General features: G+C 25.7%; 12 protein-coding genes and 5 tRNA genes. All 17 read left to right on the top strand.

Going from position 1 to position 12,674, the window contains the following annotated elements; translation table 11 throughout:
• The first annotated feature begins 49 nt into the window (after positions 1-49).
• The 17 genes from AAQM_RS10110 (at position 50) to AAQM_RS10030 (ending at position 12,672) form a co-directional block, all read left to right on the top strand.
• The gene (locus AAQM_RS10110) at positions 50-1,888 is read left to right on the top strand and encodes a glucosamine 6-phosphate synthetase (protein WP_129095729.1); all 1,839 of its coding nucleotides are present in this window, start codon (positions 50-52) and stop codon (positions 1,886-1,888) included.
• Between the two features lie 3 nt (positions 1,889-1,891).
• Positions 1,892-2,995, top strand: a complete 1,104-nt coding sequence (locus tag AAQM_RS10105) for a glycosyltransferase (RefSeq protein WP_129095730.1) — start codon at positions 1,892-1,894, stop codon at positions 2,993-2,995.
• Positions 2,996-2,998: 3 nt separating this feature from the next.
• Positions 2,999-4,336, top strand: a complete 1,338-nt coding sequence (locus AAQM_RS10100; protein ID WP_129095731.1) for an O-antigen polymerase — start codon at positions 2,999-3,001, stop codon at positions 4,334-4,336.
• 3 nt (positions 4,337-4,339) lie between these two features.
• The gene (locus AAQM_RS10095; RefSeq protein WP_129095732.1) at positions 4,340-5,275 is read left to right on the top strand and encodes an NAD-dependent epimerase/dehydratase family protein; all 936 of its coding nucleotides are present in this window, start codon (positions 4,340-4,342) and stop codon (positions 5,273-5,275) included.
• Positions 5,272-6,309, top strand: coding sequence for a glycosyltransferase (locus AAQM_RS10090; protein ID WP_129095733.1), 1,038 nt, complete (start codon positions 5,272-5,274; stop codon positions 6,307-6,309). Before AAQM_RS10095 ends, AAQM_RS10090 begins: the two co-directional genes overlap by 4 nt.
• Entirely contained in the window at positions 6,302-7,162 is an 861-nt protein-coding gene (locus tag AAQM_RS10085; RefSeq protein WP_129095734.1) for an NAD-dependent epimerase/dehydratase family protein, read from the top strand. The genes AAQM_RS10090 and AAQM_RS10085 overlap by 8 nt, the downstream gene beginning before the upstream one ends.
• A gap of 60 nt (positions 7,163-7,222) precedes the next feature.
• Positions 7,223-7,486, top strand: a complete 264-nt coding sequence (locus AAQM_RS10080; protein WP_129095735.1) for a type II toxin-antitoxin system Phd/YefM family antitoxin — start codon at positions 7,223-7,225, stop codon at positions 7,484-7,486.
• Positions 7,480-7,794 carry a type II toxin-antitoxin system PemK/MazF family toxin gene (locus AAQM_RS10075; protein ID WP_129095736.1) on the top strand — a complete coding sequence of 105 codons (315 nt, stop codon included), beginning with the start codon at positions 7,480-7,482 and terminating at the stop codon, positions 7,792-7,794. Before AAQM_RS10080 ends, AAQM_RS10075 begins: the two co-directional genes overlap by 7 nt.
• Before the next feature lie 2 nt (positions 7,795-7,796).
• A complete protein-coding gene (locus AAQM_RS10070) occupies positions 7,797-8,759 on the top strand; it encodes an MraY family glycosyltransferase (protein ID WP_129095737.1) in 963 nt (320 codons plus the stop codon).
• Positions 8,759-9,331 (top strand): dTDP-4-dehydrorhamnose 3,5-epimerase, encoded by a 573-nt coding sequence (gene rfbC, locus AAQM_RS10065; RefSeq protein ID WP_129095738.1) that lies wholly within the window; start codon positions 8,759-8,761, stop codon positions 9,329-9,331. The genes AAQM_RS10070 and rfbC overlap by 1 nt, the downstream gene beginning before the upstream one ends.
• Before the next feature lie 10 nt (positions 9,332-9,341).
• Positions 9,342-11,087: a UDP-N-acetylglucosamine 4,6-dehydratase (configuration-retaining) gene (pglF, locus tag AAQM_RS10060; protein ID WP_129095739.1), complete on the top strand. Its 1,746-nt coding sequence runs from the start codon at positions 9,342-9,344 to the stop codon at positions 11,085-11,087.
• Between the two features lie 89 nt (positions 11,088-11,176).
• Positions 11,177-12,127, top strand: coding sequence for a Wzz/FepE/Etk N-terminal domain-containing protein (locus AAQM_RS10055; RefSeq protein WP_129095740.1), 951 nt, complete (start codon positions 11,177-11,179; stop codon positions 12,125-12,127).
• Positions 12,128-12,204: 77 nt separating this feature from the next.
• Positions 12,205-12,281: transfer RNA gene (locus AAQM_RS10050), tRNA-Gly, on the top strand.
• A gap of 35 nt (positions 12,282-12,316) precedes the next feature.
• Positions 12,317-12,393: transfer RNA gene (locus AAQM_RS10045), tRNA-Met, on the top strand.
• Between the two features lie 10 nt (positions 12,394-12,403).
• Positions 12,404-12,480, top strand: a tRNA-Met gene (locus AAQM_RS10040).
• An 18-nt stretch (positions 12,481-12,498) separates the two neighbouring features.
• Positions 12,499-12,575, top strand: a tRNA-Thr gene (locus AAQM_RS10035).
• Between the two features lie 22 nt (positions 12,576-12,597).
• Positions 12,598-12,672, top strand: a tRNA-Gln gene (locus AAQM_RS10030).
• The last annotated feature ends 2 nt before the right edge of the window (positions 12,673-12,674 follow it).

The following is a 12,674-nucleotide window of genomic DNA, read 5'->3' as shown; positions in this document are numbered from 1 at the left end:
AAAATAAAAGGTAAGTTAAAGATTTTAAATTTAAGAATAAGGAAGTAAAATGTGTGGAATATTTGGACAAATATCTAAATATAAAATTAACCAAGAAAAATTTGAGAAACTAGTAAAGCATTCGGAGCAAAGAGGTGTTGATTCTAGTGGATTAATTCATTTTGATGGTGGAATATATAAGATAAATAGGGCTGATTATAATATAGAAAAACTTTTAAAGAAAATAAAACCATATAATAGCAATATTGTACTTGGGCATAGTAGACTTATAACAAACGGTTTAGGGGATAACCAACCAGTTATAAGAGATGATATTTGTGCTATACACAATGGAATAATTGTAAATGAAAAAGAAATTTGGGAAAAGTTGACAGTTCAAAGAAAATATCAAATAGATTCAGAAGTTATAGTTGCAATTGCTGAAGAATATTTAAAAAATAATTCAGATGAAAATAAATTAGTAAATCAAATATTAAGTAAATGTAGAGGAGTAGTCGCATGTGCATTATTATTACCAAAACGTGGTAAGCTTCTTTTGTTTTCTAACAATGGAAGTTTGTACGTAGGATATTTAAAGGATGACATTTATTTTGCTTCAGAGAGATATGCATTGGATCAAATTAATTGTGAAAGTATAAAACAAATAAGAGATGAAGCTTTAATTTTGGATATTCCTTTTTCAGAACAAAATTTATTAGTAATAGATGATAATAGTAGAACGGAAAATCTTATTCCTGAGTTTAAATTTAATCAAAATGAAGAAAAATTATTAGAGTTTAAAACTTTAAAAGAATTAAATTTAAAAAGATGTACTAAATGTATATTACCAGAAACTATGCCTTTTATAAAGTTTGATGATAAAGGTGTTTGTAATTACTGTAATAATTATAAAAAAAGAAATAAACCAAAGCCTAAAGAAGAATTATTTAAATTAGTAGAACCTTATAGAAGACCAGGAAAAGAGCTAGATTGTATAGTTCCTTTTTCTGGAGGCAGAGATAGCTGTTATGGGTTGCATCTAATAGTTAATGAACTTGGAATGAAACCTGTAACTTATACTTATGATTGGGGAATGGTAACAGACCTAGGAAGAAGAAATATAAGTCAAATGTGTGGAGATATGGGAGTAGAAAATATTATTGTAGCTGCGGATATTTCACAAAAAAGAAAAAATATTAAGATGAATTTACAAGCATGGCTTAAATCGCCACATCTTGGAATGATGGCGATGTTAACAGCTGGAGATAAACATTTTTTTAGATATGTAGAAGAGATTAAAAAACAAACTGGAATAAATCTTAATCTTTGGGGAGTTAATCCATTAGAACAAACTCATTTTAAAACAGGATTTTTAGGTATAAAACCTGATTTTGAAGAAGATAAAGTTTATACTAATGGAGTAATGAAACAACTAAGATACCATAGTAAAAGATTTAAAGCTATGCTTGAGAGTCCAGGTTATTTTAATAGTTCTTTATGGGATACATTGTCTGGTGAGTACTATAGAAGCTTTATGCAAAAAGAGGATTATTATCACATTTTTGATTATTGGACATGGGAAGAAGATATATTAAATGATACTTTAATAAATCAATATAATTGGGAAACAGCAATTGATACTAGTACAACTTGGCGTATTGGAGATGGAACAGCAGGTTTTTATAATTATGTTTATTATACAGTTGCTGGATTTACAGAACATGATACTTTTAGAAGTAACCAAATAAGAGAAGGTCAATTGAGTAGAGAAAAAGCTTTACAGTTAATAGAAGATGAAAATCAACCAAGATATCAAAATATAAGATGGTATTTAGATACGCTGGGACTAGATTTTAATGAAGTTATAAAAGTGGTAAATTCAATACCAAAACTTTATAAGGAATTTTAATTAATGAAAGTTTTATATGTTAGTAGTATGAGAGATTTTTTTAGTGGAGCAAAAAAACAACTGAAATGGGAAATAGAATCATCTCAGGACTTAAAAATAGATTGGAATATAGTAGTTATTCATGATGGAAAAATTGAAGATAGTATGCATGAAGTTAATCCTCCTAAAATATTTAGAAATTTGCTTTTTAGAAATCTTTATACATGGATATATATAATTAAAAATCAAAAAAATTATGATATTGTTATAAATAGACATATTACTTTTGATATATTCGTAATTTTATTTGGATGGTTTGTAAAAAATAGATTTAGTGTTCATCATGGAAAAGAAGTAGAAGGTTTAAGAGTAGTTAGAAAAAATTGGAAGGGTAAAGTAGCTTCCTTAGTTGAAAAAATTACAGGATTTATAAGTTTAAAACAAGTTAGAGGTGCTATTTGTGTAACAAATGATATAGCTGAATATCAAAATAAAAGGGCTGGAGTAAAAACTTTTTTGTATCCTAATGGCATTAATACTGAAATTGTTTCATTATTAAATGATTGCAGAATTGATAGTGAAGTTAATATAGCATTTGTTTGTAGTATATTTTCAGAATGGCATGGATTAGACTTACTTTTGGATAATATAAAGCAAAATGAAGATTTTATTAAAAATAATAATATAAAATTCCACCTTATTGGAAATATATTAAAAAAAGATTTGATAAGTATTGCAAATATTAACAACATTAATAATATAGTAACATATGGTCATTTAACAGAAGATGATTATAATAAAGTTCTTGAAAAATGTGATATTGGATTAGACTCATTAGCTTTATTTAGAGAAGGATTAAAAGAAGGTTCAGCCTTGAAAGTAAGAGAATATTTAGCATATGGGTTACCTGTATATTCTGGATTTCAAGATTCAGCTATTCCTCCTAAATTTGAATATTATAAAGTAGGGGAGGTTGATGTAAAAGAGATGTATACTTTTGCAGTTAATTTAAAAAAAATTTCAAGAGAAAAAATAAGAATTAGTAGTATAGATTTTATATCAAAAACTGGATTATTAAATAAATTGTATACAGATATTAATAATTATAAACAGTTAATTAAAAGATAATAAATGATTGAAACTTTTGTTATTTTAATAGGTTTATTAACTAGTATATTTATTTTTTATTATTTTACAAAAAAAACAGTATTAGAAATAAATTTTAAAAATGGATCAGTTTGGAGTTTGCTTATATATAGGGAGTTGTTATTTATATATTTGCCACTTTTATTACTTAATTATTATGGTATATCTAAATTTTCAGAAATTATTTTATTTGCAAAAGATAAAGATATATTTTGGATATCATTAGTAAGTTTAGTATCAATATTTTTATTTTTATTGACTTTAGCTATTTTTTCAAAAGTTTTGTTACCAAGTATAGATTTAGAATATAAACAAAGTGCAATTAAAAATAGGGAATTAGTTATTTTTGTTAATACATTTGTTTTTTTAGGATTATTTTTATTAGTTTTTTCTATATTTTTTTTAAATTATAAACATGCATTAATTGAATCAATAATTTCAGATTCAAGTATTTTACAGATTAGATTAAGTAATACTCATAATTCTTATTTACCTTCACAAATACAGTATTTAATAGTTATGTCATATGTAGTTGCTTCGATATACTCTGGAATACTTCTTGTTCTGAAAAAGTATTTAAAATTAATAATATATTTAAGTATTTCATTGCTTTTAGCTTCTGCTGCAGGTGATAAAGCACCTTTAATATTTTCTATAATGTTATTTTTTATTTCATATACTTATATTAAAGGAATAAATATTTCTTTTAGTAAAGTATTTTTTACATTATTAGTATATTTACCCATTATTTATATGCTTTTATTTTTTATAGTATCTTTACAAATTTCTGAATTGACTATTGAAAAATTAAATATATTTTTAGTAGAAAGGTTAGGAGTAGGTCAAATGGCTGGAGTTTTTGAAACTTTGAGTATACCTAAATTAGAAGGAGAATTTTATTTACACTGTATACCATTTGCGAGTTTATTTAATAATTATATACCATATGATAAAGCACTGATGCTATTTACAGAAAGTTATAATTTTGAGCAAATGGGAGTTAAAAATTCTATGTTTATTTCTGAAGCATATGGCATAGGCGGTTGGAGCCTTTTAGTTTTATCTCCTTTTATAATGGGATTAAGTTATGTTTTAGGAATTAAAGTTATGTTTATCTATATGAAGTTATTTTTTAATAGAAATATAGCAGTTATATTTTCTTTACCAATGTATATAACATCATCGTCAATAACTGGTGGCTTTTCTTCTTTCCCATTTTTTAAAGGTTTAATATTGAATATTATTTTAATAAGTTTTGTTTGGTTTATATATAAAATCATTATTTTTTTGAAGAAAATTAATTTAAGAAGGGAAATGTATTAATTAATGAAAAATATTTTACTAACAGGAAGTGCTGGATTTATAGCTTCACATTTAATAGAAGAACTTTTAAAAGATCAAAATAATTGTATTATTGGTATAGATAATTTCTATAGTGGAACAAAAGAAAATTTAGAGTTTATAAAATCTATAGATAAAGAAAATAGATTTCAATTTATAGAAGTAGATATTAGAAATTTCGAGGAAATAAATAAAATTATAAGAGATAAAAAAATAGAATATATTTATCACCTAGCTGCTATCGTATCAGTTCAGGAGTCAATATTAAATCCTCTTTTATCAAATGAAGTAAATGTAAAAGGTACTTTAAATATTTTGGAGTCAGCAAAGTTAAATAGTGTAAAAAGAGTTGTTTTTTCTAGTTCTGCTGCTGTTTATGGAGATGAACCAACTCAACCTAAAAATGAAAACTCTATTACTAAACCTATTTCCCCTTATGGATATGAAAAACTTATTGGTGAACAATATATGAAACTATATAGTGAACTTTATGGAGTAGAGACTGTATGCTTACGATATTTTAATGTTTATGGAGAAAGACAAAGTGCTACAAGTGATTATAGTGGTGTAATTTCAATTTTTGAAAAAAAGTTTAAAAACGATGAAATACCAAACATTTATGGAAATGGTGAACAGTATAGAGATTTTGTATATGTAAAAGATGTAGCAAAAGCAAATATAAAAGCTATGAATAATTCAAATGTTTCAGGGGAAGTTTTTTGTGTAGGAACATCTAAAAAAATATCAATAAATAATTTAGTAAGTGTATTAAATCATAAATATTCTAAAAATATTAAAATAAATTATTTACAGCCTAGAAATGGAGATATAAAAGAATCTATTTGTGATAATAAAAAAATAAAAAAATATTTAGAAATAAATGAATTTGTTGAATTCAATCAAGGAATTAAGAAGTTATGAAAAATATTTTATTTATGGTGACGAAATCCCAAAATGGTGGGGCTCAAAAATGGACAAAAGAACAAATTGAAATCTGTTCAAATAATTTTAATTGTTTTTTAGCAACTGATGAAGATGGATGGCTTTCTCAAAATGTGCAAGTTCAAGATAAATTTTTAAATAAATTAATATATAGAAGACTTTCTTTTTCTTATTTATTGCTATTAAACAAATTTATAAAATATAATAATATAAATTTAATAATTGCAAGTTCTGCAAATGCAGGAATTTATTCAAGATTAATTAAATTATTTAATGAAAAAATAAAAGTTATATATGTAAGTCATGGTTGGTCTTCTATTTATAATGGAGGGAAATTAGCTTTTTTATATACTTTTATTGAAAGACAACTTTCAAAAATTAGTGATTCAATTCTTTGTATCTCAAAAAAAGATTTTCAGAACGCAAAAGATATTATAAAAATCAATGATAATAAATTAAAGTGGATTACGAATAAAATATATCCTATAAAAAATAGAGAAATTTTAAAAAAACAAGATGAAAAAATAAAGTTATTAACTGTTGCTAGATTAGAAATTCCTAAAAGAGTTGATTTATTAATTGAAGCAACTAAAGATTTGAACGATGTTGAACTACATATAGTGGGGGATGGTTCTCAAAGAAATTATTTAGAATCTATAAAACATAAAAATGTAATTTTTTATGGAGAAATAGATGGATTTAATGATTTTAAAAATTATGATATTTTTGCTTTGATTTCAGATAGTGAAGGTTTACCATTATCTGCTTTAGAAGCTATGAGTTCAAAATTACCAATTATTTTAAGTGATGTTGGAGGATGTTTTGAACTTATTGATGAAAATGGAATTTTGGTTAAAAATAATATTGATGAAATAAAAAATGCAATAATTAATACTATTTCAAATAATAATAAATTCTCAGAAAAATCACTAAAATTATTTAACAATAGTTATAATTTAGAATTAAATAGAAATAGTTATATTAATTATTATAAAGATATATCAAATGATTAAAAATCTTTTAATTACTGGTTCAACCGGCTATTTAGGGAGTAGTTTTATAAACCAACATAAAAATAAATATTTGTTTGAAAAATTTTCATTATTAAATCAAAAAATAGAAGATATTAATTTTGATAGAATAGATATTATTTTACATTGTGCCGCACTTGTACATCAAAAAGTAGAACATTCTTATGAAAAATATCATGATATAAATGTTGAGTATCCAGTAAAACTTGCAAAGCTAGCAAAACAAAATGGCGTAAAACAGTTTGTATTTATAAGCACTATTGCAGTTTATGGTGAAGAGGAAGAAAAATTAGATGAAAATAATATTTGCAATCCAATTACACCTTATGGAAAAAGTAAGCTAGAAGCAGAAAAAGAACTTTTGAAATTAATTGATGATAATTTTGTAGTGAGTATTATCAGACCACCTATGATTTATGGTAAGAATGCTCCTGGAAATATAGATAGTTTGATAAAACTTGTAAAAAAAATACCTATTATACCTCTAGATAAAATTGAGAATAAAAGAAGTTTTATATCTATTCAAAATCTTTGTTTCATCGTAGATGAGGTAATAACTCAACAAAAAGCAGGAATATTTCTGGTAAGTGATGATGAATCTCTTAGCACTTCAAGATTGATAGAGTTAATAGCAAAAAATCTTGATAAAAAAATATATCTAATAAAAGTACCATTTTTTGAAAGTTTATTGAAGATACTAAAACCATCATTTCACAAGCGACTTTATGGAAGTTTGGAAGTAGATAACAGTATCACAAAAGATAAATTAAACCTAAAAAATCCATATAGTGTGGAAGAGGCTATAAAATTGATGATAAAAGGTGAATATATCTAGAAACTTAAACACTTTATAAAATTTCATGTTATAATGTACAAAAAAACGTAAGGATAAATTATGCAAGTAGTTAGTATGACAGAAGCTAGAAATAATTTTAAAGCAATATTTGATGCTGTTTACAATAACAATGATGAGGTAATTATTCATAGAAAAGGTCGTGAAAATGTGGTTGTTATTCCTTTTGAAGAGTATGATATATTAAAAAAAGCATTTAGTCATGATTATATGAGCTGGCATAAAAAAGAGCTTGAAAATATTGGAAAGATAGGTTTAAACTCTAAAAGTTTTGTAGAAGATAGTGAGGATTATTCTAAATGGTAGGACAGATACATCTAGCAAAGATTTATTTTATGGATTTAAGTGAATATAAAATACGACCAGTTTTAGTTATCAAAAACTTAGATGATGATTGTATATGTTTACAACTAACAACACAATATTATGATGATAACATGATAATTTCAAATTATGATTTGATAGATGGAAAATTGAAAAAAGATTTTTTGATAATTGTTCCTAAAAATTTCACTCTTCATAAATCAATATTATTTAAATATTTAGGAACTATAAATGCAGAAAAACAAAAAAAAATATTTAAAATATTTTGTGAAAAGATAGGATGTAACTAATTATGATTTATATTATATTATTTTTAATCTCTTTTTTACTTACATATTTTATAAAAAACTATATGATAAAAAAATCATTTGTTGCAAGTGTAAATGAAAGAAGTTCTCATACAGTACCAACACCTCATGGTGGAGGAATTGCTCTTGCTATTACTTGGTTTATAGGTTTGATTTATTTATATTTTATAGGTGAAATCTCATCAAATCTTTTTTATGCTTTGCTATTTGGTGCTGTTATATCAATAGTAAGTTTTTTTGATGATATTTATGAATTAAGCCCAAAACTAAGACTTATGGTTCAATCATTAGTTGCTGTTGGTGGATTGTACTTTTTAGGTGGATTTGATACTTTGACTTTTGGTGTTTTTGATATACAAAATCCAATTTTTACAAATATTTTTGCATTTTTTATGATAATTTGGTTCATCAATCTTTACAATTTTTTAGATGGAATAAATGGCTATGCAGGAAGTCAAGCAGTATTTTTAGCACTTGCTGGATTTGTACTATTTAGTGGAAATCATTTTTTAGTTCTAGCTGTAGCTGTTTTAGGATTTTTATATTGGAACTGGAACAAAGCTAAGATATTTATGGGAGATGTGGGAAGTACGCTTTTAGGATATAACATAGCAATTTTTACAATCTATTATGCAAATCAAGAATCAACAAATTTTTGGATATGGATTATATTATTTGGTGTTTATTGGTTTGATGCTACTTTAACTTTGATAAGAAGAAAATTAAATAAAGAAAAATTATCTCAAGCTCATAAAAAACACGCATATCAAAGACTAACCCAATCAGGTTGGAGTCACTATAAAGTAACAAATTATTCTATAGGATTAAATCTAATTTTATTTTCTATAGTTTATTTTGTATCAAATATTTTTGTAGCTTTTATACTTGCTTTGATAGTTCTAGTTTTAAGTATGAAGTTTGTAGATAATAAAAAGGCTTTTGAGTAATGAATTATAAAAGATTAGAAATACCAGAACTTATTCTTTGTGAACCTAAGCTTCATGAAGATAATCGTGGATTTGTATTTGAAGCTTTTAAAAAAGAGAGTTTTAATTCATTTGTCGGATTTAAAGTAGATTTTTGTCAAGATAATATCTCTTATAGTAAATATGGAGTCATTAGAGGACTTCATACAAATACTGTTGATTTTGCTCAATCAAAACTTGTAAGTGTATTACAAGGAAAGATTTTAGATGTTGCAGTTGATTTTAGAGTTGGAAGTCCTAGCTTTGGAAAAGTTATTTGTATGGAACTTGATAGTGTAGAAAATAAACAGTTATTTATTCCAAGAGGATTTTTACATGGTTTTTCTGTTTTAAGCCAAGATGCTATTGTAAATATAAAAATAGATAGATATTTTGCAGCAGGACAAAGTATAGGTGTTAAATTTGATGATGAATATCTAAATATTGATTGGAAAATACCCAAAGAGTTACAGATACTATCAAATGCAGATGAAAAATTGCCAAAATTTATAGAAACAACATCACCATTTTTTTATGAAAAAAATTACTATTAAAAGGAGTTTGATGAATTATTTAAGAGACAAGAGATTTTTGGGTATTTTAGCTATTTTAGTCGTATCTTCATTCTCTTTATTTTTAGTTAGTTTTTTATTAACTAAAAGTTTTTCATTTATTATTTTAGCAATTATAATAGCAGTAAGAGTTGTAACTTCTTTCTTATTTTTTGATGATTATAAACTTTCTTGGTCAAAAGCTTCTACAAAAACAGGTTTGATGAAAATTTTATTAGCTGTGATAAGTTTTGTTATTTATGCTCCCATTTTATATTATTATTTGAAGGTACCTTTTAATCTTATATTTATTGATTTAATCTTTTATACTTTTAGTATAAATATTTTGGTTTATGTTTATAAATATTATTTGAGCGTTGGGAAAAATCGTAAAACAAAAACTTTGGTGATTTATGGTGCTGGGAAAGCAGGGCTTCAACTTCAAAGAGAGTTTTTGAATAGTGAATATAAACTGGTTTGTTTTATAGATGATGATGAAATTTTACATCAAAGAAGTATCGATGGTATTTCTATTTATTCTAAAGAAAAATATTGTAATTTATATGAAAATCAGAAATTTGATTTGATGATTGTAGCTATGCCTTCAGCTTCAAAAGAGAAAATAAAAATAGTTTATGAAAATATGCAAAACTATTTTATTACTATAAAAATTTTACCTACTATTGAAAAAATATTAAAAAAAGAAGAGTTCTCTAAACAGTTAAAAGATATAGGAGTTGAAGATTTACTTGCAAGACATCCAAAAGATTTGGATAAAAAACAAATAGAAAATTTTATAAAGAATAAAGTAGTTTTAATTACAGGAGCAGGTGGAAGTATAGGAAGTGAGATAAGCAGACAGTGTGCACTTTTTGGAGCAAAACAACTTATCTTACTAGATCATAGTGAGTTTAATCTTTATACTATTACAGAAGAGTTAAAAAATTCAAATATAGTATCTGTTATGCAAACAGTTAGAAAAATGGAGTTTTTAGAAAAAACTTTTGAAAAATACAGACCTCAAATAGTTATTCATGCAGCTGCATACAAACATGTACCACTGGTAGAAGATAATATTTTAGAAGGTATTTCAAATAATATAATAGGTACAAAAAACTGTATTGATATCTCTATAAAATATGGTGTTGAAAAATTTGTTTTAATTTCTACTGATAAAGCAGTTCGACCTACAAATGTAATGGGAACAACTAAAAGAATTTGTGAACTTTATGCCCAAAATGTAAAAAGTGAAAAAACTGAAATAGTTGCTGTTCGATTTGGAAATGTTTTAGGAAGTAGTGGAAGTGTAATTCCAAAATTCAAATCACAAATTGAACAAGGCAAAAATATTACAGTAACTCACCCTGATATTACAAGATATTTTATGTTAATTCCAGAAGCCTGTGAGTTAGTACTACAAGCTGCAAGTATTGGAAAAGGTGGAGAAATATTTATCCTTGATATGGGAGAACCAATACGTATAGTAGATTTAGCAAAAAAAATGATAGAGCTAAGTGGTAGAAGTGAGATAAAAATAGAGTTTTGTGGACTAAGACCTGGTGAAAAACTATATGAAGAGTTGCTTATAAATGATAGTGACCAAAAAACAAAATATGAATCAATAACCGTAGCAAGCCCAACTATTTTTGATATAAATGAACTAAATCAAAAAATAGAAGAGTTATTGGTTTGCGAAGATAAAATAGCAAAATTAAAAGAGATTGTACCTGAATTCAATCACCAATTGAATTTACAATAATTTCATATTTACTCAAAAAAGAGTAGAAAAAGAGTAAAGTATTTTGGTATAATTTTACCCCCTTAAAAATTTAAACATAGGAATGAAACTTGCAAAATAAAGAATACATAGTAGAAGATGAAATAGATTTAAAAGAGTTATTTAAAACAATTTGGAATAAAAGAGTTTTTATTTTAGTTTTTACAGCAGTTGTTACAGGTTTAGCAATAGCTTTCGCTTATATAAAAACACCAATTTATAGCGTGAAAGCTTTAGTTGAAATAGGTACTTTTAAAACAGATAACGATAAAAATACTTATGTAGATGATGCAGATTCTTTATCGAAGAAATTATCTATGATTTTTATAGATTTAAGAGAAAATATAGAGGATAAAAAATATGAAATTGTAAATATTTCTATTCCTAAAGGGATGAAAAATTTTATTGAAATTACAAGTGAATCAACTTCAAATGATGAAGCAATAAATGGTATAAAAGAAATATTAGATTATGTAAAAGAAGAACACTCTAAACTTTTAGCAGATGTAAGAGAAAAAAATATTATAGAAATCAAAAATATTGATATATCTATTAAAAATATTGAAGAAGATAAAATCACAAGTATCAATAAAAAAATAGATTTATTAAATCAAAATATATCGAATTTAGAAGAACAAATGAGTTTTGTAACAGAAACATTAAAAAACATTAACAAATTAGACCCTTCAATTTCAGCTCTTAAGCTTATGGAAAAAAGAGATATATCAAATGCAATAGTGGAAAATAAGTCTGACTTGTATGATTTGATAGAAGCAAAAGAAAGTTTGATGAATGTTGATATAAATAAATTACTTGAAAGAAAAAAATTACTTGAATCTTTAACTTTAGAACATAATCTTAAAAACACAGAAATAGTAGGAAATATTTTAGTAGATGAAGATCCTGAAAAACCTAAAAAAGCACTTATTGTAATAGTTGGATTTGTGACAGGATTTATAATATCAATTTTTTTAGTATTTATCATGCAGTTTATAAATAATATAAGAAAAGAAGAAAATTAAAAAAACTTAATTAAGGTTTTTTTAATAAACTTTCTATTATAATTCCAGTCCTTTAAAAGTTAAGACTTCTAAAGTATGCGGGAGTAGCTCAGTTGGCTAGAGCTTCTGCCTTCCAAGCAGACTGTCGCGAGTTCGAGTCTCGTCTCCCGCTCCACTAACTTTTTGTTAGTAAAGTTCTTTTTTATATATCGCGGAATAGAGCAGCTAGGTAGCTCGTCGGGCTCATAACCCGAAGGTCATAGGTTCAAATCCTATTTCCGCAACCAATTTCTAAGTGTCAAGGTAGCTCAGCTGGTTAGAGCGCTGGTCTCATAAGCCGGAGGTCGAGGGTTCGAGTCCCTCTCTTGACACCACTTCGATAGGAGTATGGCGCTGGTGTAGCTCAGTTGGCTAGAGCAGCTGATTTGTAATCAGCAGGTCGGGGGTTCGACTCCCTTCACCAGCTCCATTTTTTCATAACTTTATTTTCTTGGGGTATCGCCAAGTGGTAAGGCAACGGTTTTTGGTACCGTCATTCGAAGGTTCGAATCCTTCTACCCCATCCACA

Source organism: Arcobacter aquimarinus (assembly GCF_013177635.1).
GTDB classification, from domain to species: domain Bacteria; phylum Campylobacterota; class Campylobacteria; order Campylobacterales; family Arcobacteraceae; genus Aliarcobacter; species Aliarcobacter aquimarinus.
Note: the sequence above shows the minus strand (reverse complement) of the source record. Positions and strands in the feature narration are given on the sequence as shown.

Excerpts from the sequence above, each read along its gene's own strand:
- pglF (WP_129095739.1), top strand. The coding sequence starts at position 9,342 with ATGAATTATTTAAGAGACAAGAGATTTTTGGGTATTTTAGCTATTTTA.
- AAQM_RS10095 (WP_129095732.1), top strand. The coding sequence starts at position 4,340 with ATGAAAAATATTTTACTAACAGGAAGTGCTGGATTTATAGCTTCACAT.
- AAQM_RS10085 (WP_129095734.1), top strand. The coding sequence starts at position 6,302 with ATGATTAAAAATCTTTTAATTACTGGTTCAACCGGCTATTTAGGGAGT.
- AAQM_RS10070 (WP_129095737.1), top strand. The coding sequence starts at position 7,797 with ATGATTTATATTATATTATTTTTAATCTCTTTTTTACTTACATATTTT.
- AAQM_RS10090 (WP_129095733.1), top strand. The coding sequence starts at position 5,272 with ATGAAAAATATTTTATTTATGGTGACGAAATCCCAAAATGGTGGGGCT.
- rfbC (WP_129095738.1), top strand. The coding sequence starts at position 8,759 with ATGAATTATAAAAGATTAGAAATACCAGAACTTATTCTTTGTGAACCT.
- AAQM_RS10080 (WP_129095735.1), top strand. The coding sequence starts at position 7,223 with ATGCAAGTAGTTAGTATGACAGAAGCTAGAAATAATTTTAAAGCAATA.
- AAQM_RS10110 (WP_129095729.1), top strand. The coding sequence starts at position 50 with ATGTGTGGAATATTTGGACAAATATCTAAATATAAAATTAACCAAGAA.
- AAQM_RS10100 (WP_129095731.1), top strand. The coding sequence starts at position 2,999 with ATGATTGAAACTTTTGTTATTTTAATAGGTTTATTAACTAGTATATTT.
- AAQM_RS10075 (WP_129095736.1), top strand. The coding sequence starts at position 7,480 with ATGGTAGGACAGATACATCTAGCAAAGATTTATTTTATGGATTTAAGT.
- AAQM_RS10105 (WP_129095730.1), top strand. The coding sequence starts at position 1,892 with ATGAAAGTTTTATATGTTAGTAGTATGAGAGATTTTTTTAGTGGAGCA.